Annotated in this window: 23 protein-coding genes; 8 read left to right on the top strand and 15 right to left on the bottom strand. The window is 37.5% G+C overall.

What is annotated here, in order from left to right; all coding sequences use genetic code 11:
- Positions 1–2: 2 nt before the first annotated feature.
- The 4 genes from lon to AC07YC_RS20675 all read right to left on the bottom strand — a co-directional run bounded on the left by lon (position 3) and on the right by AC07YC_RS20675 (position 6748).
- The gene (lon, locus tag AC07YC_RS20690; RefSeq protein WP_336635500.1) at positions 3–2327 is read right to left on the bottom strand and encodes an endopeptidase La; all 2325 of its coding nucleotides are present in this window, start codon (positions 2325–2327) and stop codon (positions 3–5) included.
- Positions 2328–2556: 229 nt separating this feature from the next.
- Positions 2557–3828, bottom strand: a complete 1272-nt coding sequence (clpX, locus tag AC07YC_RS20685; RefSeq protein WP_008180649.1) for an ATP-dependent protease ATP-binding subunit ClpX — start codon at positions 3826–3828, stop codon at positions 2557–2559.
- Positions 3829–4346: 518 nt separating this feature from the next.
- Positions 4347–5636, bottom strand: coding sequence for a trigger factor (gene tig / locus AC07YC_RS20680; protein ID WP_036119311.1), 1290 nt, complete (start codon positions 5634–5636; stop codon positions 4347–4349).
- A 119-nt stretch (positions 5637–5755) separates the two neighbouring features.
- Entirely contained in the window at positions 5756–6748 is a 993-nt protein-coding gene (locus tag AC07YC_RS20675) for a hypothetical protein (RefSeq protein ID WP_494920331.1), read from the bottom strand.
- A 205-nt stretch (positions 6749–6953) separates the two neighbouring features.
- Between AC07YC_RS20675 and AC07YC_RS20670 the strand changes: the two genes are divergently transcribed.
- From AC07YC_RS20670 to AC07YC_RS20640, 7 genes are all read left to right on the top strand, one after another.
- The gene (locus tag AC07YC_RS20670; protein ID WP_494920323.1) at positions 6954–7418 is read left to right on the top strand and encodes a hypothetical protein; all 465 of its coding nucleotides are present in this window, start codon (positions 6954–6956) and stop codon (positions 7416–7418) included.
- Between the two features lie 258 nt (positions 7419–7676).
- Positions 7677–8519, top strand: coding sequence for a DUF2785 domain-containing protein (locus AC07YC_RS20665; RefSeq protein ID WP_494920322.1), 843 nt, complete (start codon positions 7677–7679; stop codon positions 8517–8519).
- Positions 8520–9337: 818 nt separating this feature from the next.
- Positions 9338–10243 (top strand): cytochrome aa3 quinol oxidase subunit II, encoded by a 906-nt coding sequence (qoxA, locus tag AC07YC_RS20660; protein WP_494920321.1) that lies wholly within the window; start codon positions 9338–9340, stop codon positions 10241–10243.
- 60 nt (positions 10244–10303) lie between these two features.
- Positions 10304–12247 carry a cytochrome aa3 quinol oxidase subunit I gene (gene qoxB, locus AC07YC_RS20655; protein WP_008180847.1) on the top strand — a complete coding sequence of 648 codons (1944 nt, stop codon included), beginning with the start codon at positions 10304–10306 and terminating at the stop codon, positions 12245–12247.
- A gap of 1 nt (position 12248) precedes the next feature.
- Positions 12249–12848: a cytochrome aa3 quinol oxidase subunit III gene (gene qoxC, locus AC07YC_RS20650; protein ID WP_025114588.1), complete on the top strand. Its 600-nt coding sequence runs from the start codon at positions 12249–12251 to the stop codon at positions 12846–12848.
- Positions 12848–13129 carry a cytochrome aa3 quinol oxidase subunit IV gene (gene qoxD, locus AC07YC_RS20645; protein ID WP_008180843.1) on the top strand — a complete coding sequence of 94 codons (282 nt, stop codon included), beginning with the start codon at positions 12848–12850 and terminating at the stop codon, positions 13127–13129. The genes qoxC and qoxD overlap by 1 nt, the downstream gene beginning before the upstream one ends.
- Positions 13130–13378: 249 nt before the next feature.
- Positions 13379–14236 carry a DUF6612 family protein gene (locus tag AC07YC_RS20640; protein ID WP_402794131.1) on the top strand — a complete coding sequence of 286 codons (858 nt, stop codon included), beginning with the start codon at positions 13379–13381 and terminating at the stop codon, positions 14234–14236.
- Positions 14237–14319: 83 nt separating this feature from the next.
- Here the strand turns inward: AC07YC_RS20640 and AC07YC_RS20635 are convergent, their stop codons facing one another.
- From AC07YC_RS20635 to AC07YC_RS20605, 7 genes are all read right to left on the bottom strand, one after another.
- On the bottom strand, positions 14320–14736 hold the full coding sequence (locus tag AC07YC_RS20635) for a universal stress protein (protein WP_494920320.1): 417 nt from the start codon (positions 14734–14736) through the stop codon (positions 14320–14322).
- 51 nt (positions 14737–14787) lie between these two features.
- Positions 14788–15855: a PQQ-dependent sugar dehydrogenase gene (locus AC07YC_RS20630; protein ID WP_494920319.1), complete on the bottom strand. Its 1068-nt coding sequence runs from the start codon at positions 15853–15855 to the stop codon at positions 14788–14790.
- A 42-nt stretch (positions 15856–15897) separates the two neighbouring features.
- Positions 15898–16062: a hypothetical protein gene (locus tag AC07YC_RS20625; protein WP_008180835.1), complete on the bottom strand. Its 165-nt coding sequence runs from the start codon at positions 16060–16062 to the stop codon at positions 15898–15900.
- Between the two features lie 151 nt (positions 16063–16213).
- Entirely contained in the window at positions 16214–16630 is a 417-nt protein-coding gene (locus AC07YC_RS20620) for a YugN family protein (protein ID WP_025114584.1), read from the bottom strand.
- 127 nt (positions 16631–16757) lie between these two features.
- Entirely contained in the window at positions 16758–17711 is a 954-nt protein-coding gene (locus AC07YC_RS20615; protein ID WP_494920318.1) for an alpha/beta hydrolase, read from the bottom strand.
- Between the two features lie 29 nt (positions 17712–17740).
- Entirely contained in the window at positions 17741–18466 is a 726-nt protein-coding gene (locus tag AC07YC_RS20610; RefSeq protein WP_494920317.1) for an SDR family NAD(P)-dependent oxidoreductase, read from the bottom strand.
- 25 nt (positions 18467–18491) lie between these two features.
- A complete protein-coding gene (locus AC07YC_RS20605; protein ID WP_494920316.1) occupies positions 18492–20117 on the bottom strand; it encodes a flavin-containing monooxygenase in 1626 nt (541 codons plus the stop codon).
- Between the two features lie 142 nt (positions 20118–20259).
- Between AC07YC_RS20605 and AC07YC_RS20600 the strand changes: the two genes are divergently transcribed.
- Positions 20260–20949, top strand: coding sequence for a response regulator transcription factor (locus AC07YC_RS20600; RefSeq protein WP_494920315.1), 690 nt, complete (start codon positions 20260–20262; stop codon positions 20947–20949).
- 85 nt (positions 20950–21034) lie between these two features.
- Here AC07YC_RS20600 and tsaA read toward each other — a convergent pair whose 3' ends face one another.
- The 4 genes from tsaA to AC07YC_RS20580 all read right to left on the bottom strand — a co-directional run bounded on the left by tsaA (position 21035) and on the right by AC07YC_RS20580 (position 25537).
- Positions 21035–21496, bottom strand: coding sequence for a tRNA (N6-threonylcarbamoyladenosine(37)-N6)-methyltransferase TrmO (tsaA, locus tag AC07YC_RS20595; RefSeq protein ID WP_494920314.1), 462 nt, complete (start codon positions 21494–21496; stop codon positions 21035–21037).
- Positions 21497–21559: 63 nt separating this feature from the next.
- Positions 21560–22750, bottom strand: coding sequence for a Ger(x)C family spore germination protein (locus AC07YC_RS20590; RefSeq protein ID WP_494920313.1), 1191 nt, complete (start codon positions 22748–22750; stop codon positions 21560–21562).
- Positions 22747–23844, bottom strand: coding sequence for a spore germination protein (locus tag AC07YC_RS20585; protein WP_494920312.1), 1098 nt, complete (start codon positions 23842–23844; stop codon positions 22747–22749). Before AC07YC_RS20585 ends, AC07YC_RS20590 begins: the two co-directional genes overlap by 4 nt.
- Positions 23822–25537, bottom strand: coding sequence for a spore germination protein (locus AC07YC_RS20580; RefSeq protein ID WP_494920311.1), 1716 nt, complete (start codon positions 25535–25537; stop codon positions 23822–23824). The genes AC07YC_RS20585 and AC07YC_RS20580 overlap by 23 nt, the downstream gene beginning before the upstream one ends.
- Positions 25538–25679: the final 142 nt, after the last annotated feature.

Raw genomic sequence — 25679 nt, 5'->3', positions numbered from 1 at the left:
TTCTAAATACCTCCGTCCAGTGCATAGGCTAATACTTCATCTGCCGATGACACTAGTTTAAATGTAAGTTGCTCACGGACACTGTCAGGGATATCTTCTATATCGCGTTCATTATCCTTTGGACAAATAATAGTTGTTAAACCTGCACGGTGAGCACTTAATGTTTTTTCTTTCAAACCACCAATTGGTAGTACTCGACCACGTAATGTGATCTCACCTGTCATCCCCACTTCTCGGCGAATCGGTTTGTTTAGAATGGCAGAGACAATAGCTGTCGCCATTGTAATACCTGCAGATGGCCCGTCTTTAGGGACAGCACCTTCTGGAACGTGAATATGGATATCATGTGTATCAAAATATTCTGGATCTACTTGAAGTTTCTCCATTTTTGTTCGAACATAGGATAAGGCTGTTTGAGCTGATTCTTTCATGACATCTCCCAGCTTACCTGTTAGTTGCAATTTCCCTTTTCCAGGTGTTAAGGATACTTCGATTTGTAAGGTGTCGCCACCAACTGTTGTGTAAGCAAGACCAGTTGCAACACCTACTTGATTTTCCTTTTCAGCCTGTCCATAACGGAAACGATGTTTACCAAGCAATTCTTGGATTGATTTTGAGTTAACCGTTACTCGTTTTTTCTCACCCGAAACAATTATCTTGGCAATTTTACGACAAAGCGTAGCAATTTGACGTTCTAAACCACGTACTCCAGCCTCACGTGTATAATAACGGATAATATCAATTACAGCTTCATCCTTAATAATAACTTGTGACTTTTTCAAACCATGTTCTTTCAACTGCTTCGGAATTAAATGATTATTCGTAATCTGTGCCTTTTCAATTTCTGTATAGCCTGCTATAGAAATTACTTCCATACGATCTAACAATGGTCCTGGGATGCTACTCAAATCATTGGCAGTGGCAATAAATAGGACATTTGATAAATCATAGGTTTCCTCAATATAGTGATCACTAAATGTATTGTTTTGCGCAGGATCTAAAACTTCTAGCATCGCTGCAGCAGGGTCTCCTCTAAAGTCATTAGACATTTTATCAATTTCATCTAATAAAAATACTGGATTAATGGTACCAGCCTTTTTCATCCCTTGGATAATACGACCTGGCATAGCTCCTACATACGTACGACGGTGCCCACGAATTTCTGATTCATCACGAACCCCACCTAATGAAATACGAATAAATTTGCGGTCTAAGCTTTCCGCGATAGAGCGAGCTAATGATGTTTTCCCCACACCTGGAGGTCCCGCTAAGCAAAGTATCGGTCCACGAAGTGAATTTTTCAGCTGACGGACAGCTAAATATTCAAGAACCCGTTCTTTAACTTTTTCTAATCCGTCATGATCACGATTCAAAATGTTCTCAGCATGATCAATATTCATGCGATCCTCAGTTGCCTTTGTCCAAGGTAAGGAAATGAGCCAATCGATGTAATTTCGGATAACGCCACTTTCAGCACTAGCACCTGGAATTTTTTCATATCTATCTAATTCCTTCAGTGCCACTTCTTTTGTTGACTCAGGCATCCCTGACGCTTCAATTGATTTACGTAACTCTGCTACTTCACCCGTTTTCCCTTCACGGTCCCCTAGCTCGGTTTGGATAGCCTTCATCTGTTCACGTAAATAGTATTCTTTTTGCGTACGCTCCATCGATTGCTTCACTTTTGAATTGATCTTCTTTTCTAGATCGAGTACTTCTTGTTCATCGTGCAAACGAATAATTAAGTGATCTAGTCGTTTCTTCACATTCAGCATTTCCAACACTTCTTGCTTATCTGCAATTTTAAATGGTAAATGTGATGCAATAATGTCTGCTAATCGTCCTGGTTCCTCAATATCTGCTACAGTGTTGATGGTCTCGGCTGTTATTTTATTAGAGGATTTAGCATATTTTTCAAAATACGTTAATAGTGTACGCATTAAAGCTTGCGTTTCTACATCCTTACCTAATAAATCCTCTTTTACGTCGATATCAACAAATGTATAATTTTCTAAGGCACGATAGTTTTCCCAAGATGCACGCGCGACTCCCTCAACTAAAATTCGCAATGTGCCATTTGGTAATTTTAACATTTGTTTGACATAAGCCATTGTACCAATTGCATATAAATCTTGTTCTTCTGGCTGTTCATCGTGCATTTCCTTTTGTGTTACCAATAAAATCATCTGGTCCTCTAACATTGCCTGTTCTAGCGCTGCTACAGAACGATTTCTACCCACATCAATATGTAACACCATCGATGGGAATACTAAAAGTCCACGTAAAGGTAATAATGGTACATTTGTTGTTTTTTGTATAGTTACCATGCGGGTATTCACCTCCGTCAAAATTTTCATGTTCAATTCCCGCGCTACTAGTATGTGTTTAAAAAACTGATTCACACTAGTTATTGAAACGAGCCAAAAATTTCTACAAGTCAGTTGGCCAATATGTAAGAATGAATAAAAAGCTGACTGTCGATATGTGCGAACATTGCACAATCGAAGTCAGCTAATTACTCTTTATCTCATAACGGTAGACAGCCAAATCTATACGCTATGCTGAAGTTTTTGTGTCGCTACCTTCATCGAGTTCAGTGCCATCTTCAAGAAGCAATTTCGGTTTTTCTTTATCCGTAATTGTTTTTGCAGTAATGATACATTTTTTTACGTCTTCACGTGAAGGCAGTTCGTACATTACATCAAGCATCGTTGACTCAATTATTGAACGAAGACCACGTGCACCTGTTTTACGCTCAATTGCTTCCTTCGCAATTTCCGCAAGTGCACCTTCATCAAACTCAAGCTCAACACCGTCTAGTTCAAGCATTTTCTGATATTGCTTAGCTAACGCATTTTTAGGCTCTGTCAAAATTTGTACTAGTGCAGCTTCATTTAATTGCTCTAGGCTAGCAAGTACTGGTAATCGACCAATGAACTCTGGAATTAGACCAAATTTCAGTAAATCCTCAGGAATCAGCTTAGACATGATAGAACCTTCATCTACGTCCACTATATTCGGATCTGAACCAAATCCAATTATTTTTTCACCTTGGCGACGTTTAATGATGGATTCAATGCCATCAAATGCTCCACCAACAATGAATAAAATATTGGTTGTATCGATTTGTAAAAACTCTTGATGAGGATGTTTTCGGCCACCTTGTGGTGGAACACTCGCAACAGTTCCTTCTAAAATCTTTAGAAGTGCCTGCTGAACACCTTCGCCAGAAACATCGCGTGTAATGGATGGGTTTTCTGACTTACGTGCAACTTTATCGATTTCATCAATATAGATAATACCTTTTTCAGCGCGTTCGATATCATAATCTGCTGATTGGATTAGCTTTAATAAAATATTTTCAACGTCCTCACCCACATATCCTGCTTCAGTTAATGAAGTAGCATCTGCAATGGCGAATGGAACATTTAATATACGTGCTAACGTTTGAGCTAATAATGTTTTACCGCTACCAGTCGGGCCGATTAACACAATGTTCGATTTTGCCAGTTCAACATCATCAATTTTACTGTTTGTATTGATGCGTTTATAGTGATTATAAACCGCAACTGCTAATGCTTTTTTAGCACGCTCTTGTCCAATTACATACTCATCTAAAATCGTTAGAATCTCTTTTGGTTTCGGGATATCTTGGAATTCGATTTCCTCTTCTACACCTAGTTCCTCTACAACGATTTCTGAACAAAGCTCAATACACTCATCACAAATATACACACCAGGACCTGCTACTAATTTACGCACTTGTTCTTGTGGTTTTCCACAGAATGAGCATTTTAAATTGCCTTTTTCATCATTAAATTTGAACAATATGTTTCACCCCTATTCAAGCAACAATCTTACAAGATTATTGAACCTTTATCAAATAAATTGTCTGCATCATTTATGCCTTCGCATTCATGCAAGTAGATTATAACATCATGTTGTTTACTTCATTCGCCGTCTGCAGCATATTTTTCAGGAACCCATTTGCGCGACCTTCCGTTTCTAAGGTCTCGGTTCTTCACTACTGACACATAAGACTCAAGCTGTCATCAACTACTGATATCTTGATCAGCTACATAGCTTTTTATTTATAAATCTACTACATTCATCTACCAAGGCTTTTTTCATTCGAAGAAATGTTAATTGTTAATGTCTTTATTATGATCTTACAGAATGAAGTAAAATGAGCATCGTGTAAAAATAAAAACAATACTATGTATAAGTGAAGTGTAAAGTGAGTCGTACTAAACTTTAAGGGGACTGATTTTTAGTTGATGTGATAAAACAAGGCACGGTTTAATGCCGTACCTTGTTTTTTTTTAGCTATCTAATTACACAAAATCTTATTCAGTAATTTTAGCGTTTTCTACTAAAAATTCAACTGTTTTTTGGATTTTGATGTCGTTTTCAAGTACTGCTGTACCACCTAAAGCACCTGTAATTTGCTCTTTTGTCATGTTGAATTGAGCAGCCATTTTTTCTAATTCTGCTTCAATATCAGCTTCAGTTGCTTCAATTTTCTCAGCTTCAGCAATCGCTTCTAGTGTTAAAGATACACGGACACGGCTTTCTGCTTCTTCTTTCATTTGACCACGTAAATCTTCTTCAGATTGGCCAGAGAATTGGTAGTATAGATCTAAGTTCATACCTTGTGTTTGTAGACGTTGACCAAACTCTTGCAACATACGATCAGTTTCAGAGTTAATCATGCCTGCTGGTACTTCAAACTCAGCATTTTCAGAAGCTTTTTCTACTAGCTCATCACGAAGAGATGCATCAGATTCTGCTACTTTTTGTGCTTCTGTTTGTTCTTTAATTTTAGCGCGTAAAGCTTCTACGCTTTCTACTTCTGAATCTAATTCTTTTGCGAATTCATCATTTAATTCAGGAAGAACTTTTGTTTTAACTTCTTTCACAGTTACTTTGAAAGTAGCTTCTTTGCCTGCTAATTCAGCCGCATGGTATTCTTCTGGGAATGTAACAACTACATCTTTAGATTCGCCAGCTTTCACACCTGTTAATTGCTCTTCAAAACCAGGGATGAAAGAACCAGAACCGATTTCTAGTGGATAGTCTTCACCTTTACCACCTTCAAAAGCTTCTTCACCAACGAAACCTTCGAAATCGATTACTGCTGTATCGCCTTCAACGATTGCTTCGTCTTCTTTAATTTCAAGTTCAGCTTTACGAGCTAATTGGTCTTGAATTTGAGCATCTACTTCTTCATCAGTTACTTCAACTGGAAGTTTAGCTACTTCTAGACCTTTGTAGTCACCAAGTTTTGGTTCTGGTTTAACTGTTACTTGTGCAGTGAATGAGAAATCTTGACCATGTACAAAGTTTTCTGTACCAGAGATTTCTGGGTAATCAACTGGCATAATTCCAGCTTCATCGATTGCCTTTGCATAAGAATCAGGAACGATAATTTCTAATGCATCTTGGTATAAAGATTCAATACCGAAACGTTGTTCGAACATTTTACGAGGCATTTTACCTTTACGGAAACCTGGTACGTTAATTTGTTTTACAACTTTTTTGAACGCTTGGTCCATTGCTGCATCTACTTCTGCAGCTGGTACTTCAATTGTAAGAGTACCGATATTACCTTCTTGTTTTTCCCATTTTGCTGACATGTATAAATACCTCCAAATAAATAATCAAGTTTAGGATGTTAGACAATTCATTCGTAACTACGATTTTGACAACCATTTTAGTATAACATAGATGTGTATAGTTTCAACTTTTTTCATACCTAATGTAGTTCCGTTAACTTTTCTAACATTTGTAAAAAGTCTACGATTTCATAGTCCATTTCTTTCACATTCCCTAGCATTGATGATACAAAATCTATATAACTATACGCAACAGCTTCTGCCTCAAATGGATGCCATTCAAAGGGAAATGTGACAATGGCATGTTTCGCCATTAAGTATTGTACCATTTCCAACGTCGTTGGGTCTTGTGCCAACTGACTTTCAACTATATTTTTTATTTCACCATATTGTGGTAATCGATTTGGTAAAGAGAGTTGTGCGGGGTTTATCGTTTTTGAATGCCCCAATTTTGAAACCGTAATACCAATTGAAACTTCCTGTTCAACTAATAGGATTAAAGCCAAGCTTTGGACAAAAGGATGAACGGTCGTACTTTCAATAATTGCTTGCAAAGCCGTTTTTAACTGCCTTACATTGGTATCCATTAAACGATGTAATTTAATAGATTGCTCATTCGCAGTTAGTGCACTAAATTTTTCAAGCTCATACTCCTGTTCCTCTATAAACCGTTGCACATTTTCTTTTTTCTCAAGATTTTTGGATACTTCTCTATTAAGACTTTTTAATCGTTCAAATTTCTCCACTTGATCACTTGGCAGTACACTTTCCTCTAGGAGGGTCGTGATCAACGTCTCTACTTGATGATATTCCTTCAACTGCATACAAATTGTAATATACAATTCCATGACTTCCACATACATTGTAGTCCCCATTGCAAAAAGCTGTTCACAAACACCTTTTGCCTTGTCATAATCCTTTAATTCGTATAAAGCAAAGGCATAGGCGCTAAGGGCAAATTCATCACCCGTTTCATATATAAAGGCCTTTTCAAAACTTGCAATTGCTTGCTCGTATTGATAATTTTCAGCAAACATATGCCCTTCACGTATTAATGTTTGGACAGCGCCTGGAAAAACAATAATATTGTCATGTTTGATAACATGACGCTTCCGTTTTGTCAATTCCCTCACCTCCTCTGTTCTATTTTTCATTTCCATTTTTTACTAAAAAAATCCACAAGTTTCTTATTTTTTACAAAAAATAATTGCTTTTACATTCATATTTTGTAATAAAATGTATTATAATTGGAATAGTCTAAAATTTATTACAACTTGCAGACTTTCTTCCTCGTTATCTGCATACAGAAAATCAAGTTCTTAATAAGGAGTGGAATACATGCAATTACTAGATACAATCACTGAATTTGACCATTGTATCTCACCTGCATTCGAGGCATTATCGATTAAAGTCATTTCATTTTCTACAGCGGACGGACCTATTCCAGATAATCCGATTGAATTTGAATTTTTAACACGTACAAAAATTGATGTGTATACGCAAGAAGCTAGCACTTATCTTTTACGTATTCTTGGAACAATTCCTGGTTCTATTGCACTTGGGCATCAAAATGAAACTCTTTCCATTATTCCACAAAAAGTAAACATCGAATGCAATGACAAGCTGTTACACGTGGACAAAAAAGATATGCATCAAATTTTACAACATCCTGAGCCGAATCGTCATTACAGCGAATGGCTTATTGATGCTATAAAAAACACCAATATTCTCGTTGAGCTGAAGACAAACCAGCATTCACTGATTGAGTGGCCGATCGGTATAAAATCAGCAGCCATAATATAGGTAGAGATAGACATACTTCATCGTATGTCTTTTTTTGTTACTCTTATTTAAGCCTTTCCATTTTATTGCGTTTCTATCATAACAACTTTCTATAGTTTCTGGAAATAATATTATAACAGCCACCAACATTAATGTGTTTGTATTGTCGATTCAAACAGCAAAAGGCTAAACATCCTGCATCAGGATTGCAAATTGGTCGATTTGCTTGAAAAAGGAGCTATAATAATAGAACAAACCTTATGATGGAGGCACATAAAAATGAATGTAAAAGAAACACTACAATCTTTTTCTACTATGACACTGCATGAACGTCAGTCAGTGATGAAGGACAATGGAGAATGGCTCTTACAGGAGATGCTAACGCACATTGGCTCAACTGATGCTGAATTGCGCGATCATTTAATTTATCGTACGTTTGTTGATTTACTAAGTGATAATTTACTAAGCACACAACAATTACAATTATTATTTGAGACAGCAACAAGTGAGGAATTTTTATATGTACATATCGGAGAAGCACCAACAGACAGTGTCTTTACTAGATCATTCTCTGCACTGCTTATTGCAGGTATACTTGCAAAGGATGCCGAGATACTTGTTTTAAAAGATGACGAGTTGCAACCGTTCTTTAAAAAAATTGGACGTTATCTTTTACTAGAACAAGATACAAGAGGTTACGTAAAGGATAAAGGATGGGCTCATAGCATTTCACATGGGGCTGATTTAGCCGCCACGACTATTAAACATCCAAAATTCGATTTGCAATATGCTCCATCCATTTTACATGCACTTAAGCTTGTCACGTGGAAAGGCACTGTCTATGTCAATGATGAAGAAGAGCGATTAATCAACATAGTAGATGCCTTATTACAACAAAACTACTCGGAGGAAGCTTTGATTGAATTTGTTGAACAAGCCTTTGATAAGTTTGAAATGCATTTAATGACGCAAGGTTATAATGAAAGCTTTTTTAGTGGGCGTACTTGTACATTAAACTTCATGAAGACATTATATTTTTCTTTAAAAATGAATAATAAAGCCCCCAAACTACAAAACACAATCTATGGGCAAGTAGCCAAATGGCTCAAACTTGGTGACTGACTAAAAAATGCTGATTCGATACGTATCTTTCTCATAAACATAAAAAATTTCTACCATATTAGCAATCTAAGAATTTACTTAGGTTGCTTTTCGTTTTTCAAATAGAATATAAATATGTAAATTTATGTATAATCAAGAAAACTATTTGTTATATTAACATAATTAATAACACTCCCCATTTATTCCCTTTTCAATCATTCCTTTCATTGATAGTTCATCCTAATGTTTCCACACAATGAGTCTTCTTCTACTCCTTTTATAGAAAAAAGGCAAATAAAATATATTACTATGTCCGATGGGATACTGATTTTATTACAAAACAGCGTCCAAAATGTGAAATGCAATTTTTCACAAAAAAAACTATTTACTTAGGTAAACATGAAGAATGCAGTATTTTCAACGTTTCCACAGTGTTTAATAAACAAAACCTTAAAATACCAATACTAAAATAACGTTTTTTGTTCAAAAAATGTTCAAATTCAATGTATCTTTACTATCATTTTCATAACAAAATTATGTTTTTTCTTAAAAACAGGGCGTATAATCCAATGTGCAAACAACGACAAGATGTGACAATCGTTATAGACATGTACGTATGTGAAACGATTGCACAAATCATTGATTTTGCTAACGCTTGCATTAGACCAATCAACTTCAAGATTTATGTTTCATATTGAACCATGCCATTGTAAATTCTTAAGTTGTTGATTGGTACGCCAAGATAAAAGAGGTGACCTCAGTATCCACTATTTATAAATGTGAACTGACAAAAAACACATGAATTTTATGAATAGCCGTTCTATAGAAAGGAGTCAAACATGAAGAAAAAATTAAGTTTAATGTTTGTAGCATTGGGTGCCCTTGCACTTCTTGCTGGATGTGAGCCATTAACAGTGTTCAATCCTAAAGGACCAAATGCAGAAACATTATCAAACACAATTATTTTATCCATTATTACAATGGCCTTTATATTACTAGTCGTGTATGTGCTTTTAGCCTTTATGCTAACTAAATATCGTGCGTCAAAAGCATCTGCAGATTATGAGCCACCTCATGAAGAGGGTAGCCATCTTCTAGAAATCACATGGACAGTAATTCCTATTATTATTGTTGCATTCTTGGCTGTTGTAACTGTAAGAACAACATCTACTGTAGAGGCTCAGCCAGCAGGATATGACGATAAAGAACCTTTAGTAATTTATGCATCATCATCAAACTGGAAATGGCATTTTAGTTACCCTGAAGAAGGTGTTGAAACAGTTAACTATGTCAACCTTCCAGTGGATCGTCCAATTGAGTTTAAATTATACTCATTCGGTCCGATTACAAGTTTCTGGATTCCTCAATTAGCAGGCCAAAAATATGCCATGAGTGATATGTTAACAACTATTCACCTTGCAGCAGATGAAGTGGGTTCATTCATGGGACGTAACTCTAACTTCAATGGACGTGGATTTGCAGAAATGGAATTTGAAGCACAATCTATGACACAAGAAGACTTCGATAAATGGGTTGCTGATGTTAAAGCAAAAGAAAAACCATTAACAGAAGAAAAATTTGATGAGCTATTAAAAGCTGAGCATGTTGGTCGCCAAAGCTTCTCATCTACACACTTAGAATTCAGCCCTGCCCCAATGGAACATGGTAAAAACATGAAAATGGGTGACATGGACCATGGTGACATGTCTGAAGAAGAGATGAATAATGAACATTCAGGTCATTAATTTACATTTAACTTTGAACGAGTAGATTATTAATTTTTAATTTTGAAAGGAGCGCATCCAATGAGTATGGAAGAATTATTCCATCCAATGCAAGAACCGATGATTTTAGCGGCAGCTATTAGTATCGTAGTTGGAGCAGTCGTTATCGTAGCTGGCCTTACTTATTTCAAAAAATGGGGCTATTTCTACAAAAACTGGCTATCAACTGTTGACCATAAAAAAATCGGGATTATGTATATCGCTGTAGCATTATTAATGCTATTCCGCGGTGGTATCGATGCACTATTAATGCGTGCACAAACAGCTGTTCCGGATAACGGGCTTCTTGATGCACAACATTATAATGAAATTTTCACAACACACGGGTTATTAATGATTTTATTTATGGCGATGCCATTTGTTATTGGTTTAATGAACATTGTCATCCCACTTCAAATTGGTGCACGTGACGTTGCTTTCCCACGTCTAAATGCTGTCAGCTTTTGGCTATTCGCAGCAGGTGCTGGTTTATTAAACTTATCATTCATTATCGGTGGTTCACCAGACGCTGGTTGGACAGCCTACTTCCCTCTTGCAAGTACGGATTTCAGTCCGACTGTAGGGAATAACTATTATTCTTTAGCACTTCAATTATCAGGTATTGGTACATTAATGACAGGTGTTAACTTCATCACGACTATTATTAAAATGCGTGCACCTGGTATGAAATTAATGAAAATGCCAATGTTTACTTGGTCGATTTTAATTACAAACGTAATTATTGTATTCGCATTCCCAGTATTAACTGTAGCGCTTGCTCTTATGATGTTAGATCGTCAATTCGGTACTAAATTCTTTGCCATGCAAGACGGCGGTATGGATATGCTTTGGGCCAACCTATTCTGGGTTTGGGGACATCCTGAAGTTTATATCGTTATTCTACCTGCTTTCGGTATTTTCTCAGAAATCATTGCAACATTTGCGCGTAAAAACTTGTACGGCTATAAATCAATGGTTATGAGTATGGTTGTCATTTCTTTACTATCATTCGTAGTTTGGGCCCACCATTTCTATACAATGGGTCACGGGGTAATGGTAAACAGCGTATTCTCTATTACAACAATGGCAATCGCCGTTCCAACCGGTGTTAAAATATTTAACTGGTTACTGACGATGAGGAACGGGAAAATTCAATTTACAACACCGATGCTTTATGCTCTTGGCTTTATTCCAATCTTCACAATTGGTGGGGTTACAGGGGTTATGCTAGCGATGGCAAGTGCTGACTATCAATATCATAATACGATGTTCTTAGTTGCCCACTTCCACTACGTTTTAATTCCAGGTACAGTATTCGGTGTACTTGCAGGTTACCACTACTGGTGGCCAAAAATGTTCGGTTTCCGTTTAAATGAAAAATTAGGGAAAACTGCGTTCTGGTTTATTGCAATCAGCTTCAACGTAACATTCTTCCCACTATTCATTTTAGGTTTAGATGGTTATGCTCGTCGTATGTACACTTACTCAGAATCAACAGGCTATGGACCATTGAACATGTTATCATTCGTTGGTGCTTTAGGACTTGCAGTCGGCTTTGCGTTGATCGTTTATAATATCTACTACAGCTGGAAACATATGCCTCGTAATGAAAAGGCAGATGTATGGGAAGGTCGTACACTTGAATGGGCTACTCATTCTCCAGTACCAGAATACAACTTTGCAGTAGTTCCAACTGTTACTCGCTTAGATGAGTTCTGGTTCGCGAAAAAAGAAGGTCGCGATATTACAGCAGGTAAAATTGAAAAAATTCACATGCCAAATAATACAGGCACACCTTTCTGGATGAGTGGATTCTTCTTCCTTGCAGCATTCTTCGCTGTATTCAATATGTGGGTGCCAGCCATCATTAGTATGCTTGGTGTATTTGGCTTCATGATCCATCGTTCTTTCGAAAAAGACCATGGTCGTTATATTTCAGTTGAGGAAGTTATGGCAACTGAGAAAAGCTTGAGAGGTGATAAATAATATGAAAATCGATTCTTCACTTCCATTAGAATATAGTACAGAGGAAAATCGCCTAAAAATCTTTGGCTTCTGGATTTTCCTTGGCGCCGAGATCGTGTTATTTGCCACATTATTTACTGTGTATTTCACACTTCACACACGGACAGGTAGTGGCCCGAATGGTGCTGAAATCTTTGAGTTAACACCAGTTTTATGGGAAACATTCTTATTATTAACAAGTAGTTTCACAATTGGTCTGGGTGTTCATGCAATGCGTATTGGTCGTAAAAAGGCAATGATGACTTTCTTCATCATTACCCTTTTACTCGGCTTAGGTTTCTTAGCTATTGAAATTGATGAGTTCATCACTTATGTACATGAAGGTGCGACAATTCAAACAAGCGCATTCCTGTCATCATTAATGACATTACTTGGAACACACGGTGCCCACGTAACATTTGGTTTCTTCTGGGGCCTAGCTATCATTATCCAAGTAGCTAAACGTGGTTTAAATCCACAAACAGCGAACAAAGCGTTTATCTTCTCATTGTACTGGCATTTCCTAGACGTTGTTTGGATTTTCATCTTCAGCTTCGTCTATTTGAAAGGACTGATTAGCTGATGAAGGAATTATTCCCAAAACAACATGTCATGGGCTTCGGCTTCTCACTATTACTGACACTTGTCGCTTTAGCCGTTGTAACCTTTGATATGAGTTATAAAGTGGCATTTGCTATTTTACTTGTCACTGCCCTTGCACAAGCAACTGTACAGTTAGTGTTATTCATGCACATCGGTGAATCTGAAGATAAGAAAACGTTATATACAACGATTTTATATTCAGTATTCGTAGGTGTTGTAACAATCATTGGTACATTGTTTGCCATGATCTGGGGTTACTAAGCAATTACATGTAGATATTTTCGAGCTTTTTGAAAAGCTCCTCAAAAAGCTGTCACCTACTTTCGTATTAAACGATTGGTTGGTGGCAGCTTTTTTTATTAATTTTCATGCTTCTTTCTGGTCATTATTGCAAGATTATTGTTTTTTTACTAAGTATTTAGATACATTTTATAGAATAACGAAACTTTTCCTTTTCTTGGGCGTATATTAGTAGATAGTGTTTTTTACCAAGAATAGGAGATGAAAGTAATGAAGAAGATTTTTAAAGTACTAGCAGTTGGAACACTAGCATTAACGCTTGCTGCTTGTAATTCAAGTGCCACACCTACGAAAGACACAACTAAAACTAGCAATCTCACTTTAGAACAAGTGTATGACAAGGCTGTGGATCGTCAGTCTGACATAAAAAGTGCTAGTGCCAATATGGATATGACACAGGTAACGAAGGTTGGATCTGGTGAAGAGGCGATGGAGTTCTCTATTAACTCTAAGATGGAAATGGACATTATCGTCGACCCATTAGCAATGCATTTATCAGGCTCTATGTCGATGCCAGATATGATGAATGAAGGCCAAGAAACAACGGACATGCCTATTGAAATGTATATGAAAAAAGACGCTGGCCTTTTCATGAAAGATGTGACTACAGACAGCTGGTTAAAGCTTCCTGATGAGAACTTTGATGCTATTTTAGATCAAACGGCTGCTTCTGCTGACGCTAAGGAACAGTTAGAACAACTTAAAAAGTTTATTAATGATTTTACATTTGAACAAACGGATAAAGAATATGTCCTTACATTAGAAGCAAAAGGTGATAAATTTAAAGAGCTAATTGATTCTGAGATTAATAAATCAATAGAAGACATGGGATTAGAAGAAAACCCTATGGATCAATTAACAATCGAAAAAATCAACTATGTGCTACACATTGATAAAGAAACTTTCGATACGAAAAAAATGGATATGAATTTTGATTTAAAAATGGCAGTAGAAGGCGATGAATTGTTAATGAATACAAAATCAGTCGTTACTTATACTGATTTCAATCATCTTAAAACAATTGACATCCCTCAAAGCATTGTAGATAACGCACAAACAATCGAATAAAAAAACAAACCTGCTTGTCATCTACCTACAAGCAGGTTTGTTTTGTCTTTATCCATATAACTAGGATGAAGAGTTCCGTAAAATTATCGAACGATTAATACATCACAATGAGCATAACGTACTACTTTTTCTGCTACAGAGCCTAGCATCATTTTTTCCATACGATTTAACCCGGTTGCCCCACATACGATCAAATCAACCGTAAGCTGTGTCAAGATCCCCTTTGGCGAACCCATCTCTACTACAGATTCTACACTTTGAACACCTTTCTGAACCACTTGCTTTTCTAAGCTTTCCATTTTACTCTTGTTTTCTTTCTTCAATTCTTCCGCATATTTTAAATCATATGCTGACACCGCTCCAAAAGATTTAGTATCAATTACATTCACTAATTGCAAAGTAGCATTGTGTTGCATTGCTACTTGACTCGCTCTTTCTAAAGCCTTCAATGATTGTTCTGAGAAATCAATTGCTACTGCGATTTTAAGATAATTAGCCATATTTAATCCTCTCCATTCATCATGCCATTCCATGTTTTCACAAATATTATATCATAACGGTATTCTATATAGTTTATCGTCATCGGGTTGTGGATTGCCGCGTCCATCCGTATTATTACTAATAAAGTACAGGTAGCTACCATCCATAAAAACATCTCGTATTCTTCCAAATTCCGATAGTAGCACATCTTGTTTTTTCATGTTCACATCAAATGTTAGCACCGCTGTCCCCCTTAGTGCTGCGGCATATAATTGATCATCTACTACAGTAATACCAGACGGCGCCCACGTTTTCGACGAGCCTGAGGTAAATAGAGGGGCTACCATATGTTGCTGTTTGTCTCTTCCCTCCATAAGTGGCCAACCATAATTCTTCCCTTTTTCAATTATGTTAATTTCGTCATTGGCCGCATTGCCATGTTCGCTTGCGTACATCGTACCATCCGTTGCCCATGCTAATCCCTGAGGATTTCGATGCCCATAGCTATACACATAAGAACGAGGAAAAGGATTATCATTCGGTATGGAACCGTCCAAATTGAGTCGTAAAATCTTTCCTTCTAATGCATCTAAATCCTGTGCTAAAGATGGTTGAGTGGCATCACCAACAGTAACATACAATTTCCTATCGGGACCTATTTTTAAACGACCGCCATGATGATATGTACCGCTCTGTATTCGATCAATTAAGAGATCCGTTTCCTGCCATTTATTATCGATTAGCGTCAATGTTACGACCCGATTAAATTGCGCTGATCCCTCTTCATACGTATAGTAAGCATAAGCAATATGGGTTGTCGTAAAATCAGGAGCTAACACAAATCCTAGGAGGCCGGCTTCAGGAGCTGTTGATAATTCCTTCTTTAATTGGACCTGTTGTCTTGCAACTTCACCTTCCATGATCTTTACAACATTGCCTGGTCTTTCTGTTACATATAACGCTGTATCGCTTTTTTCGATCGACCAAGGTGTTCGTAATTGCTCCGCTATTATTTCAACGTTTGAAGTGACTTTTGAGGGTTCTTCTTGTTTTACCACCCTCTCATCCTTCTCCTTGGTAGAAGTACAGGCTGCACACATCAAAATGGCTAGCAGCAAACTGGGAATCATTCGCTTCATCTTGTCTCCTCCTTTTTTTGAAAATAGAAAAAGACGTCGGTCCTAGACGTCTCTTTTACTTATTTTTATACTTTCAAACATAATTATTTCACCAAATGTTTTTGTGTGCTCTAGCACTTTAAGATAAGCTTCTTTTCGATGGATGAGTCGTTCTTGTCGTAATTTTTGATAGGAATAATAAAAATCATCTATTGTTATTTTATCCATAAACTCACCTCTTATAGTAGTGTATGCTAACACTATTATAAGGTTGGTAAATTCTTACGACAATTCTATTTTTGATTTTTGATTATAAGTTCCCAAAAATCGAAGGATAAAAGACATACGATTTCTCGAAAGAATATACATATTTATCTAATTAGTTGATAAAAAAAGGCAGTACTTTTTCTTCTACTACTTGTTCACCCGCCTGTATCCATCTACTTTTATCATGAATATACCCATCCTTATCAAGCGGCGTCTGGAACTGACTAGCTCCTGTAGCATCTAGTAATGAGCCTTCATCATAATCTAAGCCAACGTTAGCAACATGTTTAATGACAAAAGGCTTTTGAAATCGAATTTGGGCATCTTCATTATCCAATTCCCCAACGGTTACGATAAAGGGCACGCGCAAATAGATCGTTTCACCGCCACCTCTCCATAGTACCGCGTCAAAGCTCCCTTTATGGTACTCCCAATTCCCACCAATTGTAAAACCGCGATCAATAATATGATCTCGCAAATAACCATAGCCTATCTCTTTTCCAACTATTTTTGAATCAAACTGTAGCAATTTGAAACCTCCTCCTTTCACTTACTAAAAGTCTATCCTAAAAAGAGGAATTACAAACTATTTCTCGCACTCAGCAAAAAAATCCCGAAGCCCTAAACTAACAAGGCTTCGAGACTTTCGTCAAAATTTATAAAGGAACTGAGACTGTTCGATTTAAAACATATTTAGCGGCTTCTACATATTCTGTAACAGTTCGTAGGCTAACCGCGGCAGTTGGCACTAAGCTTTCAAAGCCATGATAGCATCCTGGATATAAATGAAACTCAACATCGACACCTGCCTGACAGAGCTTCGTTACATATTGTAACGTTTCATCACGGAACGGATCTAGCTGACCAACACATGTGTAAGTAAAGGGAAGCTCAGTTAAGTCATCGGCTCTTGCAGCAGCAGCGTATTGTGGCACATTGTCACTGCCGTTTTCTCCATTTAAATACATTTCCCATCCCTTTTGATTAAGGGAATGATTCCAGATCATATGACCAGTAATTTCTAAGGAGGATGGTGTATTATTACGATCATCTATCATTGGATATAGAGGCATTTGGAAGCTAAGCTTTGGATAATTGCGATCACGTGCTAGCAATGCAAGAGCAGCGGTTAGCCCACCCCCAGCACTTGCCCCAGCTATCCCGATACGCTGATTATCAATCCTTAGTTCATCTGCATGATCTGCCACCCATTTTAACGCAGTATAACAATCTTCGAGTGGGACTGGGTAAGGATGCTCTGGTGCAAGTCTGTAGTCTACTGATACAACGACACACTTTGCATCTGTAACGAAGCGCTGACAAAGCAAATCATCGCCCTCTGGAGCTCCTAAAACATAGCCACCTCCATGAATCCACACCAATGCTGGGTAAATTTCACTTTGCTCTTTTGGCTGATAGATTCTAATGCGCAGTGCAACACCCTCTTCAGGTCCTTCTATCATTTTATTAGTAACTAAAATCTGCTCGTCTATTATTGCTGGTACAGCTACAGCCGCCATCCCATCTCTTGTAGCTTGTACATTGTCTAAGTCTAAAGGTGGAAAAACAGCTAATAATTCTTTTAGTTCCGAATCAATACGATGTTCCATTATGCTTCATCCTCTCTTTTATCTGATCTTTACGATGTAAGTCCGCCATCAATCGTCACAACTGCACCATTCATATAGGAAGATTCCTGCGATATTAAGAAAGCGATTACATTTGCGATTTCAGTAGGGTTTGCTAATCTTCTTAGAGGTCCATTCTCCTCAGGGCTTGTTTCAAGTCCCTTTGTCATGTTTGTCCTAACACCACCCGGGCATATAGCATTTACGCGCACACCGCTAGGTCCGTATTCTATAGCAGCCGTTTTAGTTAGGCCGATAACACCATGCTTACTTGCCGAATAGCCTCCCATATAGGGCTGCCCCTGTATTCCAGCAGCTGAGGCGGTATTCACGATGACACCTGATTGTTGTTGTTCCATTTCTTTTAGCACATACTTTAAGCCTAAAAATGCCCCTTTCAGATTGACAGAGATTACACGATCAAACATCTCCTCATCTAAATCACCTAACAACGAGGGTGGACTTAAAATGCCCGCATTATTAATGAAAGCATCAATTCGACCAAATGCCTGCTTGGCAGCATCCACATACTTCCTTACATCTTGATTGTTGGAAACATCTGCTTGGACAAAAATGGCCTGCTGCTGATGCTCTTTCACAGCTTTTAAAGTGTCCTGACCACTCCTTTCATCAAAATCTACTAATATTAATGCCTTGTTTTTTGTCGCTAGTAGTTTAGCTGTTTCTCTACCTATTCCGCTTCCCGCACCAGTAATAATCACTACTTGCTGCTCCATATTATTTATGCTCCTTCCTCAGACACTATGATATAGATTTTAATTTTAATAGCTGAAAGCCTTCATAATTATTTTGGGCAATCTCCTGACAGCGTTTTGTGTAATAGTCGAAGCCACCTAGATAGATTAAGAAATTACGTGGTTTCCCTGCAATATTTGCGCCTGTATACCACGAATCGCCCTTGACATATAATGTTTCATTCGCAATCTCTCGACAATGTTTACTCCATGCCTGCTCTGCCTCCGCATTTGTCTCCATGACATCGATATCATGTTCACGTAAATAATCGATGCATTGTGCTATCCATTCTACATGTTGCTCTATAGCAATTGGCATATTTACAAGGACAGAAGGACTTTCTGGACCTGTAATCATAAATAGATTTGGAAAATTGGCTGTAGCTAGTCCAAGATAGGTTTGAACCGATGCACCATTTTCCCATTTGTCTTTTAATGTCACGCCATTCCTTCCACGAATATCTATTTTAAATAAGGGACCCGTCATGCCGTCATAGCCTGTTGCAAATATGATAATATCTAACTCGAAATGATCGCTAGCTGTTTGGATCCCTGATTCAGTAATCTCTAAGATGGGCGATTCCTTTACATCCACCAGTAAAACATTATCTCTGTTATAGGTTTCAAAATAATCGCTATCTAAAACTTGTCTTTTTGTGCCATACATATACTTGGGACATAACTTCTCTGCAACGGTCGGATCTTCAACAGTTTCGCATATTTTAGAACGAATAAATGCTGCCGCCTTTTCATTCGACTGTTCATTTGTTAATAAATCCTTATAAGTAGATGCAAAGGCAAAACCACCTTGTGCCCATGCTTCCTCAAAAACTTTCTGTCTATGATGATCACTATCTTCAATGGCAGATGGGTGGTTATAGGCAAAAGGTGTGCCTGAAACAGAATTCCTCATTGCATGCTTTAGATTTTCGGAATTCCCCTTAGTCTGTCGTATAAAGTCTTCATCATACAGATGATTACGAGCGGGTATTGTATACTGTGGTGTTCGTTGAAAGACGGTTAAATGCTTGGCTTCTTTAGCAATTACCGGAATGGCTTGAATACCACTGGAGCCTGTTCCAATAATCCCTACTCTTTTGCCTGTGAAATCTACCTTTTCATGGGGCCAATGCCCGGTATGATACCATTTTCCACTAAACTGATCTAGCCCCTGAAGCTTAGGAACATTCGCTGCAGAAAGGCAGCCTATCCCTGTAATGAAATACTTCGCTAAAACTTGATGTCCATCATTTAGATGAATCAGCCATTTATGCTGTTTCTCATCAAAATGTGCAGCCTTGACGCGTGTGTTGAATTGAATATTGGATCGTAATTTTAAACGATCTGCCACATAGTTTAAATACCGTAATATTTCTTCTTGCTCAGGAAATCTAGATGTCCACGTCCATTCTTCATATAATTCTTTAGAGAAAGTATAATTATAATAAATACTTTCAATGTCACATCTAGCACCAGGATATCGATTCCAATACCAAACGCCCCCTACACCATCACCAGTTTCATAGACGATCGTTGAGAATCCTTTACTCTTTAATTGATGTAACATATATAAGCCTGCAAATCCTGCTCCTAGAATAACTGCATCTACCTCTTTAATTGGTTGATTTTTCACTTCATTCCCCCTCATCAAATAAATTCTCAAGTGAAACATTAAGAAAAAAATAGCTTTTCTTAACATAAATGCTACAACTTACAGAAAATATTGAAAATTCCTTATTTTAAGCGTAGTATATACTTAAAAAAGGGGATAGGTCATGTCCAATCTCTATACCATTCAAAAACGTTTCGACACTGTGCAAAACTATTCCAATCACGAAGAGTTGTTGATTCACATTTTGCAGGTATATCTAGATTCTTTTCCGATCAAGGATGCTTATTTATTAAGATATTCACCGATCGGCTTTGTCGCTGAAGGGATTATTTTTTTAAATGATGAGGGTGGCAGTCATATCGGAGAAATTCGTGAGGAAATACGTAGCTTTCCTATTATTTATTCAGCTATCGTTGAGAAAAAAGCTAAATTTTGTACGGGCATGGACTATTTAAAAAACATTAGTATTAAATATTCTATCCCCTCTCAGAACAACGCTTTTTTAATTGTTCCTATCTTTATTGGACATTATGTGTTTGGTTATATTTGCAGTACACAAATAGCTATGGATGAAATAACTGAGAAGCTACTAGATGACTTTACAGCCTTTGGCAATGTAATTGGTCAGCTCATCATTCAAGCTAGAGACCATAAAAAGGAAAGTATACTTAGTAAAAGAGAATTAGAGGTCATGAGACAGATTGCTTTAGGAGATAGCACGAAGGAAATGGCCGATTTTATGAATTTAAGTGAATTAACGATCAATCAATATGTAAAATCCGCCATCAAAAAGTTACAGGCCAAAAATCGCACCCATGCCATCAGTATTTTATATCAAGAGGGAGTTATTTAATAGGGGGGAATAGAACACTCCCCCTTTATAGCTTATTGAATTAAACATCTGCATCAAAAATAAGCACATATCACATTAGTTACATTCATTCCCAATATGCTTTCATTAAATCCGTTGACCATGCTGGCTGTTTAATAACGCCTTTCGGTAGGAATTCTTTCATCACTGGCTTCATGTCTATAATAGGCGTCCCATCAATGGCATCAAGGCCTTTTACAATCAAAGTTCTCTGTTTGACCTCTACCAATTCAACCATCGTAATGCCTATTTTATTGGGTCTATTTTTCCCTCTTTGAGCGAAAATGCCGACCTTTGGATAGCTTTGATTATTTCTTGGATGCCTTGCTTTATACTGAATTTGATCGACTGAAACCTGATCAAAATAAAAAATGATTTCTATATGAGAAAAATCTTCTAATCCTTTCAACGACTCTTCATGCAAATTTTCTGAGAGTTCAATGGTTGAAATAATTTCTCCCCAATGATCATCCTTTATTGTTTTCCGGCTATTGCTAACTGTAGCAACTGGTTGAATCATATATTGCATTCTATCATCCCCATTCCCTAATTCCAGTATATAGGAATCAATAAAAATAAGGTGATTAACATATTAATCACCCGACGTTCCATAATCCTTGATGGTTACGTTCACTTCACATTTTATAGGTACCTCACTAAATATCTCATCCCACTCTTTTTTTATCTTTTCCCATTCTTTCGGATACTTAATTCTTAATTTATTGCCGAATCCTGAAACATCTGTTTGATATTCCTGTTGAAGCTTTTCCGACGTTTTCATGACTAATCGTTCAATTTCTTGCTCGATTGTTTTCTCCGCTTTTTTTAAAAATTTATTATTAAATGCTTTATCTGATAGTACCCAATGTTCGCCAATTCTTCCTTCAGATTGAATTTTTACTGTAAAAGAAATATGGTCACCATCTACTTTTGGTACAATTTTACTTTTCATAGATATGATTTCATAAACGATAGGTGAGCCCGATTCTTCATCAAAACTCTTTACTAAACCTCCTTCACCTTTCCCTGTGATCCATGAAATACCCTCTAAATCACTTTCATTCAGAAAACCTCGAAGCTTTTTAGTTTTCCCATCAATGACAGCAGCGCCTACAAATTTTACTTCTCCATCTTCTGAAATAACATTTTGTAATAAAAAGCTTGAATCCGAATATAATTTTCCTTCTAATTTCGCAATGGTCATAGGTGGCAAAATTTTAGTTGTTCTTTCATGTCCCCCCATCATCTCAACTAATTGAAAGGCAGGGATTTTCGTTGGCTCATTCGTTTCAAGCGTATCACTTGCCCGCCCCTGAGCAATAAGAAGAAGTCCGCTTGGTCGTATTTCGAGCTCTCTTAGAAAAAAATCCAACAATTGTTGCAGGTTAATGGTGCTAGCCAGTTCCTCACCAATAATGGTGACCTTGGAATGCTCCGCAAATGAATGTTTGTCTGACTTTAATAGCATATTTCGTAAAGTAGGTAAAACAACATCCCCTGTTTCAGAAACGTTTTTATATGCCTTTTCTCGTAATGTTCCATCTTTCATTCCAGTAACAGTTGTCTCAGAAGTGACCAATTGATTCGTGACGGTAAGCAATGTTCTATTAGCGTATTTAGCCTCTGTTTGTTCCTCAGTCGTAGCCTCTCCTGTTGCTAAATCTAATGAGGTTCCAACAATCAATCCTAAATCCTCTATCTCTTTACTACTCCAGCAGCCCGTAAGTAGGAGAGATACCATTACCATAAGTGAAATACGCAAATATCGATAGAGTCTCTTCATGTTTTATCGCCTTTCAGTTTTGATATAAGGAGTAAGGTTATGGGTAGTACACCAAATAAAAATAACGCAGCATGACCGATTTTATCGCCAAACATAAATAGGTCATTAATATTTTTGGGAATCATCGCGATAATATAAATAATCGGTAATAGCCCATATAGAAATGGGTGCATGCTTTTCTTAAAAAGCTGAGATAATCCTAGAGCGGCAGCATAATAGGTAATGGTGAACGTAGCAAAGATTTGCATAATCCATATAACAAGTAAAAATGATTCAAAGCGCTCAAAAATTAATCCTGGAATTTCAAAACTCCGCATGAGTTCGATTGTTGGCCATGTTCTGGTCATGACCCCTTCGATGGAAAGAGCGCCTATCACCATGACCACTGTAATTACATAAAAAAGTAATGGAATCGCTATGCCTACTAAGACGACTTTGACTGCTTTCTTTTTATCAGATGGGTACATAAATGCCACTAAGAGCAGCATAATCTCAGGGCCTAGAAACGCTAATGTCGCCGTTTTGATTCCTTTCAATACCGGAACGACTCCCAATCCTAAAACAGGTCGAAGATTATCGATCTCAAAGATTCCTAGGCTTAAAAAGGCGACAAGTAAAAAAATCACAAAGGTAATGGGAAAAATAAATTCGAATAAGCGACCAATTGAATTTATCCCACCACTCACCAAATAGATCCCCACCCATAAGAAAGGCAGAATAATAGCCCATGTGGGTGTTCCCTCCAATAAAAATAGGGAGGTTACTTCAGCCATGATTCGAACCTCAAATGCAGAAATCGTAAAGAAATAAGTAATGACAAGCGCACTAATCAACCAGCCTAGCCATTTCCCAACAATATCTTGATTGTATTGATAAAATGTCTTGTCTGGATATTGTTGACTTAGTTTGACGATAATTACACCTGCAATCATGGCAACAAGACCGCCTAAAAAAACACTAATCCATACATCTGGTGTTTTCACCTTCTCTACCGAGGCACGAGGCAAGGTAAGGATGCCAGTTGCAAGTATATAATTAATAATAATGACTATTGTTTGGGACGTCGTAATTTTATCTTTTGGACTGGTGATCATGGCTACTAGCTTCCTTTCCTCGTATTTCCCCTTTACGAACAGAATCTTTTGGCTGTAATAATTTTGGTCGGCGTTTCATCATCATTAATGGCATACGTACCATAAAATCTTTCCAATCCCCTGCTCTATATGGGACAGTCGGACTAACATAAGGAACACCAAAACTTTTCAGCTTCACTAAATGAGTGCACAGGAACAGGAAAAATAAAATGACCCCGTAAAGACCAAATATTGCAGCGAAAAACATGGCCACAAATCGGAGCATTCGTAATGTAATCCCAGCGTTATATTGAGGGATGGCAAAGGATGAAATTGCGGTTAAAGCAACCACGATCACCATAATCGGACTTACAATTCCAGCTTGGACGGCGGCTTCTCCAATAACAAGACCTCCGACGATCCCCATTGTGGGACCTATCGGCTTGGGCAAGCGAAGTCCAGCTTCTCGTAAAATTTCGATTGCTACCTCCATAATAAGTGCCTCGATTAACGCAGGGAATGGAACTCCTTCCCTTGTGGACATCATGGACAATGCTAGCTTAGTTGGGATTAATCCCTGATGGAACGACACAAAGGCGATATACATGGAAGGTCCAAAAAGAGTAATCCCCGCTGCAAAGTATCGTAGAAGACGAATAAGCGAACTAGCAAACCATCGTTCATAATAATCTTCCGGCGATTGTAGTAGCATATTAATGGTAACTGGTACAATTAAAGCAAATGGTGTGCCATCTAATATAATGGCAACTCGCCCCTCCATTAATGCCCCATACACTCGATCAGGACGCTCCGTGTTCTGCACTTGTGTAAAAGGGCTCAGAAAATTATCTTCAATTAATTGCTCTATATATCCCGATTCTAATAGGTTATCAAGGTCGATTGTTTGTATCCGTTTTTTTACCTCCTCCACCAACTCTGGATCTACTATCTCATCCATATAGGCAATGACTAGCTCCTTTTTTACCCTCTCTCCCACCGCCATCTGAATGATAGATAATTGCTGATTTTCACCTTGCTGTCTTAGAAGAGCTGTATTGTCACTTAATCTTTCTGTAAAGCCTACTCTTGGCCCTCTAACTACCGCTTCTGAAATAGGCTCCTCAATATTTCGCGTCTTGCCATTGATCGTACAAAGTAATAAAGCATTAGGCATTCCATCTACAAATAAAGCTGTATATCCTGTTAATACTTTACTGATTGTTCCTTGCATCGTTGATTCTTCTAGCACATCACCGATAGGTATATTATTTTTCATGAGGTTCTGTAGATTTCCTTTTTCTGTTAAATCAGAGGCAGATGTGTCCGAAAAACGCTCCATAATCGAAGTCAAAATATGCTCTTCAATTTGCATTTTATCTGCCAGTCCTTCCAGAAAAACGATGGCTGCACGAATATCCGTATTTCCTATGTGAAACTCTCTAAAGTGGGCATCCCAATTATGCCCAATTTCTTTTTTTATTCGTTCAACATCTTTGTTAAAATCACCTGTTAGCGGGTCGACTGTTTCTTGACTAGATGGCTGATCTACTTCCTTTTGGTTCGTGTATTCCTTCAAGTCGATCTTGCCATTCTTCTTTTTTTCAAGTATTACGCCATTAAATAATTTGAAAATCAAAAATGGAATAATGAATGCTAAAAAACCTTGCATAAAAACTTGCCAATGTGGTATGTAGGATATTATCTTTTCCCACATAATGATCACCCTCTTTAATACAATCGTACAAAGAATTACTACATGTTTTTATCATTATCTAAGCTGCCCTATTTTAAACTTCTAAACGTCAACATCTTTCCATAACAAAGTGCTTGCATTGAGATGTATTTTTGCCTTATGA

Source organism: Lysinibacillus sp. GW247-5R2A (assembly GCF_059424475.1).
Note: the sequence above shows the minus strand (reverse complement) of the source record. Positions and strands in the feature narration are given on the sequence as shown.